The organism is Streptomyces sp. NPDC004609 (genome assembly GCF_042873655.1).
Lineage (GTDB): Bacteria > Actinomycetota > Actinomycetes > Streptomycetales > Streptomycetaceae > Streptomyces.
This window is the reverse complement of sequence record NZ_JBIALS010000008.1, coordinates 156,010-175,175: the sequence shown is the minus strand read 5'-3', so window position 1 is coordinate 175,175 and position 19,166 is coordinate 156,010. Positions and strand designations below refer to the sequence as shown.

At 71.3% G+C, this 19,166-nt stretch carries 16 protein-coding genes and 1 pseudogene; 13 read left to right on the top strand and 4 right to left on the bottom strand.

Going from position 1 to position 19,166, the window contains the following annotated elements:
* Positions 1 to 53: 53 nt before the first annotated feature.
* The 5 genes from ACFYT4_RS11115 to ACFYT4_RS11095 all read left to right on the top strand — a co-directional run bounded on the left by ACFYT4_RS11115 (position 54) and on the right by ACFYT4_RS11095 (position 7,049).
* A complete protein-coding gene (locus tag ACFYT4_RS11115) occupies positions 54 to 1,382 on the top strand; it encodes a DUF6716 putative glycosyltransferase (RefSeq protein WP_389267266.1) in 1,329 nt (442 codons plus the stop codon).
* 32 nt (positions 1,383 to 1,414) lie between these two features.
* Complete coding sequence (locus tag ACFYT4_RS11110; RefSeq protein ID WP_389267264.1) at positions 1,415 to 3,079, top strand: cytidylyltransferase domain-containing protein; 1,665 nt, start codon at positions 1,415 to 1,417, stop codon at positions 3,077 to 3,079.
* A 363-nt stretch (positions 3,080 to 3,442) separates the two neighbouring features.
* The gene (locus ACFYT4_RS11105) at positions 3,443 to 4,366 is read left to right on the top strand and encodes an N-acetylneuraminate synthase family protein (RefSeq protein ID WP_389267263.1); all 924 of its coding nucleotides are present in this window, start codon (positions 3,443 to 3,445) and stop codon (positions 4,364 to 4,366) included.
* A gap of 38 nt (positions 4,367 to 4,404) precedes the next feature.
* Positions 4,405 to 5,550 carry a hypothetical protein gene (locus tag ACFYT4_RS11100; RefSeq protein WP_389267262.1) on the top strand — a complete coding sequence of 382 codons (1,146 nt, stop codon included), beginning with the start codon at positions 4,405 to 4,407 and terminating at the stop codon, positions 5,548 to 5,550.
* Positions 5,551 to 5,828: 278 nt separating this feature from the next.
* Positions 5,829 to 7,049: an amidohydrolase gene (locus tag ACFYT4_RS11095; protein ID WP_389267367.1), complete on the top strand. Its 1,221-nt coding sequence runs from the start codon at positions 5,829 to 5,831 to the stop codon at positions 7,047 to 7,049.
* Between the two features lie 433 nt (positions 7,050 to 7,482).
* Here the strand turns inward: ACFYT4_RS11095 and ACFYT4_RS11090 are convergent.
* Positions 7,483 to 7,869: pseudogene (locus tag ACFYT4_RS11090) on the bottom strand (SAM-dependent methyltransferase); the annotation flags it as partial.
* On the bottom strand, positions 7,796 to 8,551 hold the full coding sequence (locus ACFYT4_RS11085; RefSeq protein WP_389267261.1) for a hypothetical protein: 756 nt from the start codon (positions 8,549 to 8,551) through the stop codon (positions 7,796 to 7,798). The pseudogene ACFYT4_RS11090 and the gene ACFYT4_RS11085, both read right to left, overlap by 74 nt.
* Positions 8,552 to 8,923: 372 nt before the next feature.
* Here ACFYT4_RS11085 and ACFYT4_RS11080 point away from each other — a divergent pair, with 372 nt between their 5' ends.
* The 8 genes from ACFYT4_RS11080 (at position 8,924) to ACFYT4_RS11045 (ending at position 17,360) form a co-directional block, all read left to right on the top strand.
* Complete coding sequence (locus ACFYT4_RS11080; RefSeq protein ID WP_389267260.1) at positions 8,924 to 9,964, top strand: BMP family protein; 1,041 nt, start codon at positions 8,924 to 8,926, stop codon at positions 9,962 to 9,964.
* Positions 9,965 to 10,228: 264 nt separating this feature from the next.
* Positions 10,229 to 12,025, top strand: coding sequence for an ATP-binding cassette domain-containing protein (locus ACFYT4_RS11075; RefSeq protein WP_389267258.1), 1,797 nt, complete (start codon positions 10,229 to 10,231; stop codon positions 12,023 to 12,025).
* Positions 12,022 to 13,134 carry an ABC transporter permease gene (locus tag ACFYT4_RS11070; RefSeq protein WP_389267256.1) on the top strand — a complete coding sequence of 371 codons (1,113 nt, stop codon included), beginning with the start codon at positions 12,022 to 12,024 and terminating at the stop codon, positions 13,132 to 13,134. The genes ACFYT4_RS11075 and ACFYT4_RS11070 overlap by 4 nt, the downstream gene beginning before the upstream one ends.
* Positions 13,131 to 14,474 carry an ABC transporter permease gene (locus tag ACFYT4_RS11065; RefSeq protein ID WP_389267255.1) on the top strand — a complete coding sequence of 448 codons (1,344 nt, stop codon included), beginning with the start codon at positions 13,131 to 13,133 and terminating at the stop codon, positions 14,472 to 14,474. The genes ACFYT4_RS11070 and ACFYT4_RS11065 overlap by 4 nt, the downstream gene beginning before the upstream one ends.
* A complete protein-coding gene (locus ACFYT4_RS11060; protein ID WP_389267254.1) occupies positions 14,471 to 14,878 on the top strand; it encodes a cytidine deaminase in 408 nt (135 codons plus the stop codon). The genes ACFYT4_RS11065 and ACFYT4_RS11060 overlap by 4 nt, the downstream gene beginning before the upstream one ends.
* Positions 14,879 to 14,943: 65 nt before the next feature.
* The gene (locus tag ACFYT4_RS11055) at positions 14,944 to 16,221 is read left to right on the top strand and encodes a thymidine phosphorylase (RefSeq protein WP_389267253.1); all 1,278 of its coding nucleotides are present in this window, start codon (positions 14,944 to 14,946) and stop codon (positions 16,219 to 16,221) included.
* Positions 16,222 to 16,343: 122 nt separating this feature from the next.
* Positions 16,344 to 16,934, top strand: a complete 591-nt coding sequence (locus ACFYT4_RS11050; RefSeq protein WP_389267252.1) for a Uma2 family endonuclease — start codon at positions 16,344 to 16,346, stop codon at positions 16,932 to 16,934.
* A 99-nt stretch (positions 16,935 to 17,033) separates the two neighbouring features.
* Positions 17,034 to 17,360, top strand: coding sequence for an STAS domain-containing protein (locus tag ACFYT4_RS11045; RefSeq protein ID WP_389267251.1), 327 nt, complete (start codon positions 17,034 to 17,036; stop codon positions 17,358 to 17,360).
* A gap of 50 nt (positions 17,361 to 17,410) precedes the next feature.
* Here ACFYT4_RS11045 and ACFYT4_RS11040 read toward each other — a convergent pair whose 3' ends face one another.
* Together ACFYT4_RS11040 and ACFYT4_RS11035 are read right to left on the bottom strand one after the other, a co-directional pair.
* Entirely contained in the window at positions 17,411 to 18,412 is a 1,002-nt protein-coding gene (locus ACFYT4_RS11040; RefSeq protein ID WP_389267250.1) for a sigma-70 family RNA polymerase sigma factor, read from the bottom strand.
* A 68-nt stretch (positions 18,413 to 18,480) separates the two neighbouring features.
* A complete protein-coding gene (locus tag ACFYT4_RS11035; RefSeq protein ID WP_389267366.1) occupies positions 18,481 to 19,131 on the bottom strand; it encodes a L,D-transpeptidase family protein in 651 nt (216 codons plus the stop codon).
* Positions 19,132 to 19,166: the final 35 nt, after the last annotated feature.

The window sequence follows — 19,166 nt, the reverse complement described above, 5'->3', positions numbered from 1 at the left end:
TGCTTTATCTTTCCTTGGTCCAATTCATGGAAAACCTTCTTAGTGTCCCTGGGGTGCCATCACGTACCGACAGGGCCGTACGCGTCGCCGTACTCGCCGACTCCGACACCCGGTGGAAATGGGGCGCCCTCACCGCGCGCCGTATCGCCCCCGACACCGCCCGCCTCACCGGACTCCTGCTGCGCGGCCGGGCCACGCCGACGGTCCGGCAGCTCGCCGAGGTCGGTGTGGCCGCGGACGAACTGCGCGAGGTGACCGGGCCGGAGTTCCTGCGGACCGTCGCCGAAGCGGAGGACGGCGCGTACGACGTCGTCGTGCTCGCCCTCGTCGGCGGCGCCGTCCAGGCCATGCTGCACGGCCTCGCGGCCCTGAAGCAGCGGCGCCGCCCCGTCCTCGTCGCCGGCTACGTCGGCGTCGTCTACGAAAAGCTCACCGACGGGCTGCTGCTGCGGCACGGCGCGGACATGGTCCTCGCCAACTCCCGTTACGACGCACGGCGGTTCCGCGCGGTGTACGAAGGGGTCGGCGCCGACGCCTCCGCCGTCACCGAGGCCGCGCTGCCCTTCCTCGGCGGCGCGCCCTACCGGCCCGAGCCCGGGCGCGACACGCTCGTGTTCGCCGCCCAGCCCTCCGTGCCCGCCACCCGCGCCGACCGGCTCTATGTGCTGCGGCGGCTCGTGGAGCACGCCCGGTTCCACCCCGGCCGTGAGGTCCGGCTGAAACTGCGCTCCAGGCCGGGCGAGCACACCACCCACATCGAAGAACTCCCGTACCAGACCCTCGCCGAGGGACTCCCGGGCGGACTCCCGCCCAACCTCAGCCTGGTGTACGGACACATGGGCGAGGTCCTCGACGGTACGGACCTGATGGTCACCGTCTCCTCGACGGCCGCGCTGGAGTCACTGCACCGGGGCATCCCGACCGCCGTCCTCACCGACCTGGGCGTACGGGAGGCCCTCGGCAACCACCACTTCATCGGCTCCGGGCTGCTGACGTCCTTCGACCGCCTCGACGCGGGCCACCGGCCCGTACCGGAACACGGCTGGACGGCCGACCAGGGCGTCGCCGCCGGCGGTGCGTACGACACCGCCTTCGACACGGCGCGCGACCGGCTCGCCGGGCTGCTGGACCGGCGGTCCGAACTGCCGCCCATCACGCCGTACTACACCCTCACCTCGGCCTCCGGCTATCTGCCGCCTCTCCTCGCCCGCCACCATCTCGCCCCCGACGGCACCCCGCTGACCGGGGCCGGCCCGGGCGCGGAGGGAGGCACCCGCGTACGGCGCGCGATGCGGGTGGCCGTACGCGGGGTGGCCCGCGGCGCCTACCGGCACGGTGTGCAGCGCGTCGCCCCGGTGATCCGGCGGATGGGCCAGCTGTGAACCCCGTAACGACTCTCCCGGGAGACCACCGCATGACCGTCCTCGCCGTGATCCCCGCCCGTGGCGGCTCCAAAGGCGTTCCCGCCAAGAATCTCGCTCCCGTGGGCGGGGTGCCGCTGGTGGCACGGGCCGTGCGCGCGAGCCTCGACGCCCGGCTGGTCACCGATGTCGTCGTCTCGACGGACGACCCCGGCATCGCCGCCGCCGCCCGGAGCGCGGGGGCCGATGTCGTCCTGCGGCCGTCCGCGATCGCGGGGGACACGGCGACGAGCGAGGCGGCCGTGCTGCACGCGATGGACGTCTTCGAGGAGCGGCGGGGCGAGCCGGTGGACGTGGTGCTGCTCGTGCAGTGCACCAGCCCGTTCCTGACCCGGGAGGATGTGCAGGGCGTCGCGGCGGCGGTCGCGGAGGGCGGCGCGGACAGCGCGGTGACGGTGGCGCCCTTCCACGGGTTCGTGTGGCGGGAGGCCGCGCCCGGCGAAGCCGTACCGGCGACGGAGGCGGAGGCCGTACGTGCCGTGCGCGCTGAAGCCGTACGCGGGACGGGCCCGGAGGCCCTACCGGCGACGGGCGCGGAGACCGGGCCCCCGGCGGACGCGGGGGAGCGGAGCACCGGTCCCGTGGACGGCGGCCGGGGCTCCTCCCCGCGCGGTGGACGGGCGGGTTCCGGGCCCGGGCCGACGGGTTCCGGGCGCGGTGCGGCCCGCTCCGGGGCGGGGCGGGCGGCCCCGGGGAGCGGGCAGGGGGTCAACCACGACTCCGCCCACCGGCCGCGGCGCCAGGACCGGCCGCAGGACTACCTGGAGACCGGCGCCGCGTACGCCATGGACGCCGGAGGATTCCGCGCGGCCCGGCACCGGTTCTTCGGGCGGACCGCTCTCGTACCCACCGATCCCGCGCGCGTCCTGGAGGTGGACGACCCCCACGACCTCGACAGGGCGCGCGCGCTCGCACCGCTGCTGGACACCGCCGCGCGTCCCACCCGGCACGACGTCGACGCCGTCGTCCTCGACTTCGACGGCACCCAGACCGACGACAAGGTCCACATCGACTCGGAGGGCCGCGAGACGGTCGCCGTCCACCGCGGGGACGGCCTCGGCGTCGCCCGGCTGAGGGCGGCCGGGCTCGCCCTGCTGATTCTGTCGACGGAGGCCAACCCGGTGGTCGCGGCCCGCGCCCGCAAGCTCCGGATACCCGTACTGCACGGCATCGACCACAAGGACCTCGCGCTCAAGCAGTGGTGCGAGGAACAGGGGATCGCGCCCGAGCGGGTGCTCTACGTCGGCAACGACGTCAACGACCTTCCGTGCTTCGACCTCGCGGGCTGGCCCGTGGCCGTCGCCGACGCGCACGACGCCGTACGGACCGCGGCACGGGCCGTCACCGCGACGCGCGGCGGCGAGGGGGCGATCCGCGAAGTCGCGGCCTGGCTCCTCGGCCCGCGACTCGACCCGGGATCCGGCCCGGGATCCGGCCCGGGATCCGGCCCGGGACGGGGAGCCGGCCCCGGCCCGAGACCGGAGGCGGACCCGAGACCGGAGGCGGACCCGAGACCGGAGGCGGACCCGGGACCGGAGGCGGGTCCGAGGTCGGAGGCGGACCCGGGACCGAAGGCGGACCCGAGGCCGGAGGCGGACCCGGGAGCCGGCCCGGGACAGGGGCTCGGCCCCGCTCAAGGGCTCGGCTCTGGCCCATGACGCGGCCCGTCGGCCCCCGGGCCCGACCCGGCCCTCCGGCGTGATCCCGCTCCCGGGGGCGTGATCCCGCTCCCGGGCTCGACACGGCGTCCGGGCCCGACCTCCTCCCGGGCCCGACCTCCTCCCGGGCCCGGCCCCGCTCCCTCCCGGCCCGGCAGCGCGCAGGGCCGTGACCCCCTGCCCCGTACCCACCTCACCCGCTCCCCACGGAACGGACACGAACACGAATACGGACACGGCACCGGCACGGATCGCCCCGTACGGATTCCGGGCGGCTCATGCCGATGTCGCCGTCTCCCCATGAATCCGCACACAACGGAACCCCCTTCGCACCTCGCACCTCGCACAGTAAGGAACCGCACCATGAGCACGTCCCGTCTGCGCACCCTCGGCGACCGGACCGCCGGTCCCGGCCACCCCGTCTACGTCACGGGCGAGATAGGCATCAACCACAACGGTGACCTCGACAACGCCCTCGCGCTCATCGACGCCGCCGCCGAGGCGGGCTGCGACGCGGTCAAGTTCCAGAAGCGCACGCCCGAGATCTGCACCCCGCGCGACCAGTGGGACATCGAGCGCGAGACCCCCTGGGGGCGGATGACGTACATCGACTACCGCCACCGCGTGGAGTTCGGGGAGGACGACTACCGCCGTATCGACGAGCACTGCGCCCGGCGCGGCATCGACTGGTTCGCGTCACCGTGGGACACGGAGGCCGTCACGTTCCTGGAGAAGTTCGACGTGCCCGCCCACAAGGTCGCCTCCGCGTCCCTCACCGACGACGAACTGCTGCGCGCCCTGCGCGCCACCGGCAGGACGGTCGTCCTGTCCACCGGCATGTCGACCCCGCGCCAGATCCGGCACGCGGTCGAGGTGCTCGGCAGCGACAACGTCCTGCTCTGCCACGCCACGTCGACCTACCCCGCGCGGCCCGAGGAGCTGAACCTGAGGGTGATCGAGACCCTCCGGGCCCAGTATCCGAACGTCCCGATCGGCTACTCCGGGCATGAGACCGGCCTCCAGACCACCCTGGCCGCCGTCGCGCTCGGCGCCGCCTTCGTCGAGCGGCACATCACCCTCGACCGCGCGATGTGGGGCTCCGACCAGGCCGCGTCCGTGGAGCCGGGCGGTCTGGCGCGCATGGTCCGCGACATCCGCACGATCGAGACCGCGCTCGGCGACGGCGTGAAGCAGGTGTACCCCTCGGAGCTGGCCCCGATGAAGAAGCTGCGCCGGGTGCCCGGCGTCGTGGCGGAGTCGGGCGACCGCGAACCGGCCACGGTCTGAACCGCCCGCGCCCGCCCCGCGAAGTGACCTCCCCGCAGATGAATCTCGCGCTCGTCGAGAGCCCGGTCCAGCTCCTCAACGTCCTGGAGTGGGCACACCGACGGCGGGACGGACGCCTCGCGCCGTCCGCGTCCGTTCCCGCGCCGTCCACGCCCGTTTCCGCGCCGGGCGGCACGGGAGGCGCCGCCCCGTCCGGGGAGTCGGGCTCCGGCCGGGACCGCGGGCTCACCGTGGTCGTGCTGCCCCCGGCCGACGTTCCGACGCGGGGGCAGCTGAGCCGGATGGCCGACCTCGCCCGGGCGGAGGGCGTCACCGTGGACTGGCAGGAGGCGCGCGGCGGGGCGGGCGGGCCGCTGAAGGCCGTACGGCGGCTCGCCCCGCTGCTGCACAGGGCCGGGCGGATCGTGATCGGGGACCCTTTCTCCCGCCTGGTGCAGCTGCTGCTGACCTTCGTACGCGCGAGCACCGAGCTGACGGTCGTGGACGACGGCACCGCCACCATGGAGTTCGTGGCGCAGCTCGCCCGGGGCGAGCGGCTGGAGCGCTGGCACCGGCGCGGCGGCAGGCGCGGCCCGCGCGAGATGGCGCTCGCACCCGTCTCCCTCCTGGCGCGCCGCTGTCTGACGCCGTCCACGGCCCATGGGGTCGAGATCTTCACCGCGATGCCCGTGGAGCCGCCGCCGGGGATCACCGTCACCCCCAACGGCTTCGACTGGACACGCGCCCGCTTCGGCCCGCCGCGGCTCACCCCGGGTGCGGAATTGATCGGCACATCCCTCGTGGAGACGGGGGTGGTGGACCCGGACCGCTATGTGGAGGCCGTCCGCGTTCTGGCCCGTACGCACGGGGCCGCGCGCTACTTCGCCCACCGGCGCGAGAGCCGCGACAAGCTCGGCCGGATCGCCGCGGAGACCGGACTCGTGATCGTCCGGCCGGAGCTGCCGCTGGAGCTGGTGGCCCGGCGCGGGCCGATCGGCGCCACGGTCCTCAGTTTCCCGTCCACCGTCGTCCACACGCTGCCGCTGGCGCTCGCGGGCTCCGGCGTCAAGGTGGCCGTCTGTGATATCGCGCCGGAATGGCTCAGAGACGGTGCCCCTCCGAGGGCCCGGGGTTTCCTGGAAGGGGTCACGGACACCGCGTCGGGGGCCGAGCGGCTGTCCGGAACGGTGGGAGGTAATCCGTGAGGAATCCCTTGGGGCGTCTCGGGGAAACGGGTCGGGCCCGGCCGCCCGGCCGCCCGCCGAGCCCCGGCCGGGCCGCCTGCCCGGACCCCCGGGCGGCCTCCCGCCGGGCGAAGGCGGGCGACAGCATGTACGGTCGGAAGGAGGCGTGAGTTTACCCACACAAGCGCAGAATCATGCACCTCGGGGCCACCTTTCCTTCCCCTATCGGATGGAACTTTTGTTGATCAGTGGTCAGTTGACCCCTGCCTGGCCCTACTCTTCAACAGGTGAACCAACTGATGTCCCGAGAGTCCGAAAACGATCTGCCCGGGAGCGTCGAACTCCCCGGCACGCTGTCCGAATCCCTGCGCGCCGAGCTGATCGCCTTCCGGCGCGATCTGCACATGCACCCCGAGCTGGGCAACCAGGAGTTCCGTACGACCGCGGCGATCAAGGCCCGTCTGGAGAAGGCGGGCCTGGAGCCGCGCGTCCTCGGCATCGGCACCGGACTCATGTGTGACATCGGTTCCTGGGACGGCGTGACCCCCGCGCTGGCCCTGCGCGCGGACATCGACGCGCTGCCCATCCCCGACACCAAGGTGGGCGTGCCGTACCGTTCCACCGTCCCCGACCGGGCGCACGCCTGCGGGCACGACATCCACACCACCACGGTCCTCGGCGCCGGGCTCGTCCTCGCCGAGCTGCACCGGCAGGGGCTGCTGCCCCGGCCGGTACGGCTCATCTTCCAGCCCGCCGAGGAGGTCCTGCCGGGCGGAGCGCCCGACGCGATCGATTCGGGCGTCCTGGAGGGTGTCGGGCGCATCATCGGCGTGCACTGCGACCCGAGGGTGGACGCGGGGGTCATCGGGCTGCGGCCCGGACCGATCACCTCGGCGTGTGACCGGCTCGAAATCACCCTCGACGGGCCCGGCGGGCACACCGCGCGCCCCCATCTGACCACCGACCTGGTCACCGCGGCGGCGAAGATCGTCACGGAGGTGCCGGCGCTGCTGGCACGCCGGGTGGACGCGCGGTCCGGGCTCGCCGTCACCTGGGGCCGTATCGAGTCCGGCCACGCCTGCAATGTGATCCCGCAGCACGCGGAGCTGTCCGGAACCGTGCGCTGCCTCGATCTGCCCGGCTGGCGCGCCGCCCCCGATCTGGTGCACGCGGCCATCGACGAGATCGCGACGCTGCACCGGGCCAAGTCGCAGATCACCTACATCCGTGGGGTGCCGCCGGTCGTCAACGACCCGGTGGTCACCGAGCTGCTGCGCGAGGCGCAGACGGTACGGCGGGGTGCGTACGCGATCGAGGACACCGAACAGAGCCTCGGCGGCGAGGACTTCTCCTGGTACCTGGAGCATGTGCCGGGCGCGATGGCGAGGCTGGGGGTGCGGACGCCCGGGGACACGGCGAAGAGGGATCTGCACCGGGGCGACTTCGACGCGGACGAGGAATCGATTCGCGTGGGCGTCGAGCTCTTCACCGCGGCGGCGCTTCTTCCCACGGCTCCGTAGTTCCCCGCCCCCGGGGCCGGTTGCTCTCCCCTGACCGTCCCTGGGCTGCGCCGGGCTTGGTCGTGCGGGTTTCACACCCCGCGACGGTGCGTGGGCTGCGCGGGGCTTGGCCGTGCGGGTTCTCCTTCCCGCGAAGGTGCTCCGGCGCATGGTCTGTCCTCAATCGCCGGACGGGCTTGGTTTGTGTGACCGTCCCCGGTTCCGTGACCGTCCCCGGTTCCGTGACCGTCCCCGGTTCCGTGACCGTCCCCGGTTCCGTGACCGTCCCTGGGCTGCGCCGGGCTTGGTCGTGCGGGTTTCACACCTCGCGACCGCGCCTCGGCGCACCCTCCGTCCTCAATCGCCGGACGGGCTTGGTTTTCAAGAGGGTGCTGCGAGCGGGCCGTGGTCCACGTCTGGTCCATAGGGTTCACGCAGCCTGCGTCCCGACCAGTCACACCCCTCGGCAGACGAGGATGCCGCCCAGACACGTGATGCGGAACGCTCCCTCCGCCCGGATGGTCTCCTCGACCCGCTCGCGGGCGCGCTCGACGGATTCCCGGAACGGGACGCCCATCTGATCCGCCCAGGCTTCGTACGAGGACAAGTGGGCGACAACCGGGTTGGCATCGGTCACCGCGATCACCCCGGGGAGGGGGATCGTGCGGATATCGGTGAAGACCGCGCCGAGTACCGCCGACGCGTCCTCCAGAGTGAAGCGGGCGGACAACTGCACTCGGGCCGGCCCTTCCGGAATGCCCAGTACGTCACCGGCGGACCGGCTCCAGAGGGTCTCCAGTTCCCGCTTGTCGGTCCGGCTGTTGGTGGAGACGATCGCCATCGTCCAAGTGGGCGGCGTGCACGTCGCCGGGAGAGCGGTCCCCTTCCGGACCGGCCTGGTACAGGTCCACCGCGCGGTTGGACGCGGTGATCGCCTGCTGGATCTGCTCGGGGCCCCCGACCGTCAGCAGTGTGGTGCCGGTGTAGGCCCACTGCTTCGCCTCTGGGAACGAAAAGACCCCGGACAGCTCATCCGGTTCCGCGCCGCTTCGTGACTCATGGGCCAGCGTAAGAGAACGCAACGCGTTGCGCCCGTCTCCGCCGACCGCCAGGGCCCGCGCCTCCAGACTCAGCAGCCGGGCCTTGATCGTCCCCGAACCGGAGCCCCGACCCTCCTCCCTCCCGGCCCGCGCAAGGTCTGCCGCCCTTCCGTAGTCTCCCGCCCAGTAGGCGGCCAGCGACTGGAACGACCGGGCCCAAGACCGCAGTCCCGAGTGCCCTGCGATCTCCGCGCACTGGACCACGGTCCGAGCGTGCGTGGCAGCCGAGGAACGGTCACCGAGGTCGAGCGACACATGCGCCGCAAGGCCGCACAGCCAGCCCGCGATCACATACAGATGCCGTGTCTGGCCGGGATGCTGGCGGCCTTCGAGTAACCGGAACGCCTCCGCCCGTACGGTACGGATCTCCGGGACCGCGAGGTGCAGCGGCTGGCTGACGAAGCCCCGGGCGAGCCGTTCCACGTCAGCGTCGAACTGCTCCAGCCCGTCCGGCGTTTGAGGACGGAGGGTGCCGCGGAGTTCGGTCGCGGACCGGGGGGCCTCCGCAGGTGGCTGCCCGGCCCGTCCGGCGAGGACGGATCGTGCTTCGGGGCACCGTCACGGACCGGGGGCCTCCGCAGCCGGACCACAGCCCGTCCGGCGACTGAGGGCACCCGCTGCCGGACGCCCGAGATCGCTCGACAGGCACCCTCACCCTCCCGGGGCTACCCTGTTCACGACGATCCGATAACGACTCATGAACAGGTCTTTAACTGACATCTACGCGCGTTACGATCGCCGCAAAACCAGCGCCGGAAGAGGCGCTTTCGGTCAGTCTCGAAGGGACTCCTCCTCTTGCGCCGGGTATCCAAGATCACTGCCGCGTGTATCGCGACCGCGGCCCTCGCCCTCACCGCCACCGCGTGTGGCGAGTCGTCGACCGACTCGGACACGTCGAGCGGAGACAAGCTCAAGATCGGCATGGCCTACGACGTGGGCGGCCGTGGCGACAACTCCTTCAACGACTCCGCGGCCCGCGGCCTGGACAAGGCCAAGGCCGAGCTGGACGCCGAGACCAAGGAGCTCACCGCGAAGAACGGTGAGACCCCGGCCGACCGCGAGGCCCGCCTCACCTCCCTCGCCGAGGGCGGCTACAACCCCGTCGTCGCCGTCGGCTTCGCCTACAAGGACTCGGTCGACAAGGTGGCGGCCAAGTTCCCGAGGACGACGTTCGGCCTGATCGACTCGGTCTCCGAGCTGAAGAACGTCGACAGCATCGTCTTCACCGAGGAGCAGGGCTCCTACCTCGCCGGTGTCGCCGCCGCGCTGAAGTCCAAGGACGGCCAGATCGGCTTCATCGGCGGCGTCGACCTGCCGCTGATCAAGAAGTTCGCCGCGGGCTTCCAGCAGGGCGTGCTGGAGACCAACCCCAAGGCCAAGGTGCAGATCCAGTACCTGACCACCGGCACGGACCTCTCCGGCTTCGGCAGCCCTGACAAGGGCAAGCAGGCCGCCCAGGGCATGCTCGACAAGGGCATCGACGTCATCTACGCGGCGGCGGGCGGCTCCGGCGCCGGCTCGATCGAGGCCGTCGCCAACAAGCCCGGTTCCTGGTCGATCGGCGTCGACTCGGACCAGGCCCTGGACCCGGCCCTCGCCAAGTACAAGTCCACGATCCTGACGTCCGTCGTCAAGAACGTCGACACCGGCGTCTTCGAGCTGGCCAAGTCCGTCAAGGACGGCAAGCCGCTGACCGGTACGCACACGTACTCGCTCGCCGAGAACGGTGTCAGCCTCACCACCACCGGCGACCACCTCAAGGACCTCCAGCCCAAGCTGGACGAGGCCAAGAAGAAGATCGTCGACGGCACGATCACGGTCAAGACCACGACCTGAACCGCCCGTTGAACGGGGCCCGGGTGTGCGGCCGTGCCGCTCCTCCGGGCCCCGGTCCGCGCAGGCCCCGGGCTCTTCAACGATTCGGCAGCGCTACGCGCGTAGTTTTTCGGGTACGCGATAGCTTTCGCCACCACGTACCGGCACCACCCCGCCACCCGCCTCTGCTCCTCCGCTCCTGCCCAGGGAGAGTGCGCCATCAAAGCGTCCAGCAGTCCTCATGCCGTAGAGCTCCGCGGCATCACCAAGCGATTCCCCGGAGTCGTGGCCAACCACGACATCGACATCACCGTGCGCCGCGGCACCGTCCACGCTCTCGTCGGCGAGAACGGCGCGGGCAAGTCCACTCTGATGAAGATCCTCTACGGCATGCAGAAGCCGGACGAGGGCACGATCGCGGTGGACGGGGAACAGGTCTCGTTCCACAACCCGGGCGACGCCATCGCGCGCGGCATCGGCATGGTGCACCAGCACTTCATGCTCGCCGACTACCTCACCGTGCTGGAGAACGTCGTCCTCGGCTCGGAGAAGCTGCACGGGATCGGCGACCGGGCCCGCGCCAGGATCAGGGAGATCTCGGACGCGTACGGCCTCAATGTGCGCCCCGACGTCTACGTCGAGGACCTCGGCGTCGCCGACCGGCAGCGGGTGGAGATCCTCAAGGTCCTCTACCGGGGCGCCCGTACGCTGATCCTGGACGAGCCCACCGCCGTACTCGTACCGCAGGAGGTCGAGGCGCTCTTCGACAATCTGCGGGAGCTGAAGGCGGAGGGCCTGACCGTCATCTTCATCTCGCACAAGCTGGGCGAGGTGCTGTCGGTCGCCGACGAGATCACCGTCATCCGGCGCGGCACGACGGTCGGCACCGCCGACCCCGCGACCACCACCGCCAAGCAGCTCGCCGAGCTGATGGTCGGCAGCGAACTGCCCTCGCCCGAGACACGCGAGTCGACGGTCACGGATGTCCCGATGCTCACGGTCGAGGACCTGCGGCTGACCGCCACCGATCCGGACGGTGTCGTCCGCGCGGTGCTCGACGGCATCGACTTCACCATCCACCAGGGCGAAGTGCTGGGCATCGCCGGTGTGGAGGGCAACGGCCAGTCCGAACTGGTCGAGGCGATCATGGGGATGCGCGTACTGGACAGCGGCCGGCTCACCCTGGGCACCGAGGACATCTCGGGCACCCCCACCCGCAAGCGGCGCGAGGACGGCATGGCCGTCATCCCCGAGGACCGCCACCGCCACGGACTGCTGCTGGAAGCCCCCCTGTGGGAGAACCGCATCCTCGGCCATGTCACGGAGAAGCCCAACAGCAAGGGCGCGTTCCTCGACCTCAAGGCCGCCCGCGCCGACACCGAGCGGATCGTGCGGGAGTACGACGTACGCACCCCCGGGATCGACGTCACCGCCGCCTCCCTCTCGGGCGGCAACCAGCAGAAGCTGATCGTCGGCCGGGAGATGAGCCACGCCCCCCGGCTGCTGATCGCGGCGCACCCCACCCGGGGTGTGGACGTCGGCGCGCAGGCGCAGATCTGGGACCAGATCCGGGCGGCACGCCGTGAGGGACTCGCCGTCCTGCTGATCTCCGCGGACCTGGACGAGCTGATAGGACTCTCCGACACCCTGCGGGTGATGTACCGGGGCCGGCTGGTGGCGGACGCCGACCCCGCCGCGATCACGCCGGAGGAGCTGGGCTCGGCGATGACGGGCTCGGCCACCGGCCGCCTCGAAGCCACCGACGACACCGTCCCCGGGCCCCGGCCCGAGACCGGGACCGGGACCGGCGCGGACGCCGGCGCCGCAGCCGGACCGGAGGCCCAGCCCCCGGCCCGTACCGGCGCCACGGAACCCCCCGCTACCGAACCCCCTGCTACCGAACCCCCCGCTACCGAACCCCCTGCCACCGAACCCCCTGCCACCGAACCCCCCGCTACCGAACCCCCCGCTACCGAACCCCCTGCCACCGAACCCCCTGCCACCGAACCCGCCGCCGACGCGACCCCCGCCGATGAGACCCCCGAAGGCGACGGCCCTCAGAACGGGGGAGAGGACCGATGAAGAAGTTCGACAAGGAGCGGGTGCTCCTGGGGCTCGCGGCTCCCCTGCTCGCGATCGTCGTCGCGTTCCTGGTGACCGCCCTCGTGCTGGCGGCCACCGGCAAACAGCCCTTCAGCGCCTTCGGCATCATGTTCGACTACGGCAGCAAGTCGGACAGCCAGGTCTACATCCTCAACAAGGGCACCACGTACTACCTCGCGGGACTCGCGGTCGCCGTCGGCTTCCGGATGAACCTGTTCAACATCGGTGTCGACGGCCAGTACCGCCTCGCGGCCTTCTTCGCCGCGGCCCTCGGCGGCGCGCTGACCCTCCCCGGCCCCCTCCAGATCGTGATGATCATCCTCTGCGCGATGATCGTCGGCGCGATGTGGGCCGGGATCGCCGGTGTCCTCAAGGTCACCCGGGGCGTCAGCGAGGTCGTCTCCACGATCATGCTGAACGCCATCGCCACGGCGATCATCGGCTATCTGCTCCAGGTGGGCCGCCTCGGCAATCTCGACCAGGCCGGCACCAAGATCTCGACCAAGCCGATCCCGGAGTCCGCGCACTTCTTCGAGTTCCCGACGACGCCCGCCCCGGTCTGGGGCTTCATCGTCGTCGCGATCGTCGCGGGCATCGCCTTCTGGTTCACCCTCTCCCGCACCCGCTTCGGCTTCGATCTCCGTACGGTCGGCCAGTCCGGCAGCGCGGCCGAGGCCAGCGGTGTGAACGTGAAGAGGATGGTCGTCACCTCCATGCTGATCTCCGGCGCCATGGCCGGTCTGATCGGTATGCCGACGCTGCTCAACGACTCGTACGAGTACAGCGGCGACTTCCCCGTCGGCATCGGCTTCACCGGTATCGCCATCGCCCTCCTCGGCCGCAACAACCCCGTCGGCATCGCGCTCGGCGCGCTGCTGTGGGCCTTCCTGGAGCGCGGCAGCGGGCAGCTCGAATTCCAGGGCTACGACAAGGAGATCGTCGGCGTCATCCAGGGCGTGATCGTCCTGTGCGTCGTCATCGCGTACGAAGTGGTGCGCCGCTACGGTCTCAGGCGCCAGCAGCGGCAGGTCGGCGCGAAACTCGCCGCACAGGCCCGTAACTCCGACAAGCAGGAGGTGTCGGCGTGACCGTCACGGCGACTTCCACCCCGCCGCCCGCGGCTCCCCAGCTGAGCGGCGGCAGCGGCAAGGGCGGCCGCACCCGCCTCTCCTTCCCGGTCATCCTGCTGCTCGCGGCGGGCGCGCTGCTCGCGCTGTCCACGATCCGCTGGATCGGCACCACCCTCGACCTCATCCCGGACGCCGAGGCCGGCAACTGGTGGGCGCTCACCGCGTCCGGCCAGATCACCGCCGCGCTCTCCATGGCCGTACCGATCGGACTCGCCGGTCTCGGCGGGCTGTGGGCCGAGCGCGCGGGCGTGGTCAACATCGGCCTCGAAGGCATGATGATCCTCGGCACCTTCTTCGGCGCCTGGGCCGGCTGGCAGACCGACCCCTGGCTGGGGGTGCTCGCCGGTGTGCTGGGCGGGATGTTCGGCGGTCTGCTGCACGCGCTCGCCACCGTCACCTTCGGCGTCGACCACATCATCTCCGGTATCGCGATCAACATCCTGGCGCTCGGGGTCACCACCTACTTCGCCAAGCTGTGGTTCAACAGCGGTGAGGCGGCGGCCAAGGGCGGCAGCCCCAAGCAGTCACCGCCCGCCGACGAGATCACCACGGTCACCGTGCCCGGGCTCTCCGACTGGCTCAACTCGATCGAGATCGATAAGGAAGGCCAACGCCGGTTCTTCGTCTCGGACGTCGCGGGCTTCCTCGGCGGACTGGTCACGAATCTGTCCCTGCTGACGATCGTGGCCGTACTGCTCTTCGTGATGACGTTCGTCGTACTGTGGAAGACCTCGTTCGGTCTGCGGCTGCGCTCCTGCGGTGAGAACCCGATCGCGGCCGAGTCGCTGGGCGTCAACGTCTACAAGTACAAGTACATCGCCGTGATCGTCTCCGGCGGCATGGCCGGACTGGGTGGCGCGTTCCTCTCGCTGGTCACCTCGCACATCTACAACGAGGGCCAGACCGGCGGCCGCGGCTACATCGGCCTCGCCGCGATGATCTTCGGCAACTGGCGGCCCGGCGGACTCGCCATGGGCGCGGGCCTGTTCGGCTACGCGGACGCGCTCCAGCTCCGCAACGGCGGCAGCACCGTCCATGTGATGCTCCTGCTGCTGGTCCTCGTGCTGCTGGCGATCGCCGGATGGAAGGCCTACCGCAAGAGCTGGATCCAGGCCGGAGCCAGCGCGGTCATCGCCGTCGGCGTGCTGCTCTGGTTCCTCAGCACCGACACCGTGCCGGTCGAGTTCGTGGCCGCCACCCCGTACGTGGTGACGCTGCTCGTGCTCTCGCTCTCCGCCCAGAGACTGCGGATGCCGAAAGCCGACGGTATGCGCTACCGCAAGGGCCAGGGCAAGTGACCGCCCCCGGGGCCGCGGCCGGCTTCGACTGGGAGGCGCTGCGCCGTCGGGCCCGCGAGGCCATGACCCGCGCGTACGCCCCCTACTCGGGCTATCCCGTCGGAGTCGCGGCGCTCGTCGACGACGGACGCACGGTCACCGGCTGCAACGTGGAGAACGCCTCGTACGGGCTGTCGCTGTGCGCGGAGTGCGGGCTGGTCTCCCAGCTCCACGCCACCGGCGGCGGGCGGCTGACCCACTTCACCTGTGTGGACGGCGAGGGCCGGAGCCTGGTGCCGTGCGGCCGGTGCCGGCAGCTGCTGTACGAGGCCGGGGGGCCGGAGCTGCTCCTCGACACCCCCGAGGGCATCCGGACGATGGCCGAGATGCTGCCGCAGGCGTTCGGCCCGGGGCATCTCGCGTAGACCCGCCGGGCCGCCCCCGTCAGGGGTCGGGGGCGGCCCGGCACCGGCAACACAGGAGGAAATCCATGGACGTCATCTCCGTCATCCGCACCAAGCGGGACCGGGGCGAGCTGAGCCCGGAGCAGATCGGCTGGGTCATCGACGCCTACACCCGCGGTGAGGTCGCCGACGAGCAGATGTCGGCGCTGGCGATGGCGATCCTGCTCAACGGGATGAACCGTACGGAGATCGCCCGCTGGACCGACGCGATGATCGCCTCCGGCGAGCGGATGACCTTCGACGCGCTCTCCCGTCCCACCGCGGACAAGCACTCCACGGGCGGGGTCGGGGACAAGATCACCCTGCCGCTCGCGCCGCTGGTCGCCGCGTGCGGGGCGGCCGTGCCCCAGCTCTCCGGCCGGGGCCTCGGCCACACCGGGGGCACCCTGGACAAGCTGGAGTCCATCCCCGGCTGGCGGGCGCTGCTGTCCAACGAGGAGATGCTGGCCGTCCTCGGCTCCACGGGAGCGGTGATCTGCGCGGCGGGCGACGGGCTCGCCCCCGCCGACAGGAAGCTGTACGCGCTCCGCGATGTCACCGGCACGGTCGAGGCGATCCCGCTGATCGCCTCCTCGATCATGTCGAAGAAGATCGCGGAGGGCACGGGTTCGCTGGTCCTGGACGTGAAGGTCGGCAGCGGCGCGTTCATGAAGAACCTCGACGACGCGCGCGAGCTGGCCGCCACCATGGTCGCGCTCGGCACGGACAGCGGGGTACGGACGGTCGCCCTGCTCACCGACATGTCCACGCCCCTGGGCCTCACCGCGGGCAACGCCCTCGAAGTCCGCGAGTCCGTGGAGGTCCTCGCGGGAGGCGGCCCCCCGGACGTCGTCGAGCTGACCCTCGCGCTCGCCCGCGAGATGCTGGACGCGGCGGGGCTGAAGGACGCCGACCCCGCGACGGCGCTCGCCGACGGCTCGGCGATGGACGTCTGGCGCCGCATGATCGCCGCTCAGGGCGGCGACCCCGACGCGGCCCTCCCCGTCGCCCGGGAACACCATGTCGTCACCGCCCCCGCCTCCGGTGTCCTCACCCGCCTCGACGCCTACGGCGTCGGCCTCGCCGCCTGGCGTCTCGGCGCGGGCCGCGCCCGCAAGGAGGACCCGGTCCAGGCGGGCGCGGGCGTCGAACTCCACGCCAAGCCGGGCGACACCGTCACCGAGGGCGAGCCCCTGCTCACCCTGCACACGGACACCCCCGAGAAGTTCGCGTACGCGCTGGAGTCCCTGGCCTCCGCCTATGACATCGCCCCCGCCGGCACGGAGTTCTCGGCACCCCCGATCGTGCTCGACCGCATCGCCTGACCGGGGACATCCGGTCCATCCCGGGAGAGTGACAACTCGTACGGGTGAACGGGACCGGTGGACCGGCGCCGGTCCCGTTCGGCATGCTGGACTCGGTGACGCACCGACGCAAGGAGACCGCCATGAGCGCACTCACCGTCGACCACACGGTCCATGACCACGAGTGGGACGACCTGGTCCGGATCTGGGAGGAGACGGACGCACCCGAGGGCTGCAAGGTGGAGATCATCGAGGGGATCGTCACCGTGTCACCACCGCCGTCCAATGCCCACAACGACATCGCGGACACGGTCCAGCGCCGGCTGTACGGCGTGATTCCGGAGGAGTGGGGCATCTACCAGACCCTCGGCACCGCAGTGCCCTCACGGGACGGTCTGTACATCCCCGACCTCGCTGTGGCGCCCAAAGCCGTCCTCCGCGCGGAGCCAGGCCACTACATTCCTGCGGTGGGGGCCGAACTGATCGTCGAGATCACCTCCAAATCCAACGCCCGCCACGATCGTGTCCAGAAGGCGGCGGGCTACGCCCACGCAGGCGTTCCCCTGTATCTGCTGGTCGACGCCTGGGCCAGGGGAGGACCGGCGGTCACGCTCTTCGGCGAGCCGAAGAACGGGCTCTACATGGTGCTCCAGACCGGCAAGTTCGGCGACCCCCTTCGCCTCCCCGCCCCCTTCGGCCTCGATCTCGACACCGCGTCCTTCCCCACCCCGTAACCCGGCTCGCGGCGCGCCGCACCGAGGGACCGGGGGCGGCCGATCCCCGGCGCTGCGAGGGACCGGAGCCCGCCCGGCGGTCCCTTTGCCGTGGCGGCGATGAGTTCCCGGCCCGGCGGCGGTCTGCCCGGTGTGGATGCCACAGAGACGGTCGTCATGCGAATCTCCGGGAGCCCGGGCCCGGACGATGTGCCGCGCCTGTGCGCGGAGTTGAGCGCTCTGCTCGGCGGCGCCGCGGGGGCCGGGGAGGCCGTCTGCGATGTCGGGGACATGATCGCGGCCGATCTGACCGCGGTCGACGCCATCGCCCGGCTGCGGCTCACCGCGCAGCGGCTGGGCTGCGGCTTCCGCCTCCGGGGCGCGGGCCCCGAGCTGAGGGCGCTGCTGCATCTGGTGGGGCTCTCCGGCCTCGCCGGCCCCGGATAGCGGCCGGGCAGGCGCCCGCCCGCCGCCTCGGCCACGGGAGCACCCCCCCGTCACGCCCCCTCCGCGGGCTCCTCCTTCTCCAGCCGGTCCGGAAGGCCGAACATCGGGAACCAGCGGGCGGTGTCCAGGAACGAATTGATCGCCGCGATCCTGCCGTCACGGATCTCCATGACCATCAGCGCCCAGGGCGTGTGCCCGTTGCCGTCCTTCGCCGCGTGGTAGTGGGCGAACGCGGGCAGGCCATTGGCGATCGTCGGGACCAGACGCGAGCCGCGGCACACCGAACCGACGCCCAGCATCCAGCCGACGATGTTCTCGTGGCCCCGGAGCCACAGGTCGTACGGGGGCATGGAGAGAGTGGCGTCGTCGTGGAGGACCGCCGTCAGCGCCTCCATGTCATAGCCCTCGAAGGCCGCGACATAGCGCTCCAGCAGCTTGCGCTGCTCCTCGTCGAGGGGGTCCGCCGTGTCGCTCACCGTCGGCGGGGACTCCGCCAGGGTCGCCCGCGCGCGCTGGAGCGCGCTGTTCACCGAGGCGACCGAGGTGCCCAGCAGCTCCGCCACCTCGCTCGCCTTCCAGGCCAGCACCTCGCGCAGGATCAGGACCGCGCGCTGCTTCGGCGGCAGATGCTGGAGCGCGGCGACGAACGCCAGCCGGATCGTCTCGCGCTCCACCGCCGTCTCCGCGGGGTCCGCCACCGACGGCAGCACCCGCCCGTCGGGCACCGGCTCCAGCCAGGTGACCTCCGGGCGGGCGTTGAGCTGCGCCTGGGCGACGGGTGTCGGGCCCGACATATCCATCGGGCGGGCCCGGCGATTGCCCGCGTTCAGCATGTCGAGGCAGACATTGGTCGCGATCCGGTAGAGCCACGACCGCAGCGAGGAACGCCCTTCGAACTTCTCGATGCTCCGCCAGGCACGGACCATCGTGTCCTGTACGGCGTCCTCCGCCTCGAATGAGGACCCGAGCATCCGATAGCAGTAGCCGGTCAGCTCCCGGCGATACCGCTCCAGCTCGGATTCCAGGTCTTCTTTTGTCGCCAGATCACTCATCGGGTCCACCCCTGTCGCCCCTTCGCATCAGCTCTTGGGAACCTACAGGAGGGGACTGACAATGCCGCTCAGGTTCCCGGCTTGCGCCCGTAGACGTACACGTCATCGCCGTTCTTGAGCAGATTCCAGTACGCCTTTGCGTCCGCCGGACGCATATTCACGCAGCCCCCGGAACCCGGCGGGTTGTACATCGATTTGGTCACCGAGTGGAACGCCTGTCCGCCGTCGAAGAACTGCGCGTACGGCATCCGCACTTTGTACAGCGTCGACCAGTGGTTGATATTCCGCCAGTAGATCTTCTTCGCGCCGGTACGGGTCTCCGTGCCGTTCTTCCCCGTGCGGACCGGAACCGGTCCGTACTTCAGCTTCTTGCCGTCCTGGATCCAGCTCAGCTGCCGGGTCAGGTCGACACAGGCGATCCGGCCCTTGTTCGTCGGGCACTTGCCCGCCTTGTTGGGGTTCTTTCCGGCTGCCCGCTGCTGAAGGATCGTATTCATCGTCTGCCAGGTCAGCGGACCCGCGTACCCGATCGCGGGGGTGATGCCGTGCTGCCTCTGGAACGCGCGGATCGCCTTGCAGTCGGCCACCGACTGCTTGCCGTCCACGGGCCGCCCCAGGAACTTCTCCACCTGCTTCTGATACGGCCCCTTCGACGCCGTACAGGACGACGCGGCCTGTGCGGTCCCCGTGCCGACGGCCAGCGTCAGCGGGACGACCATGCCCGTCAGTCCGAGCACGATCCCCGCCCGCCTGC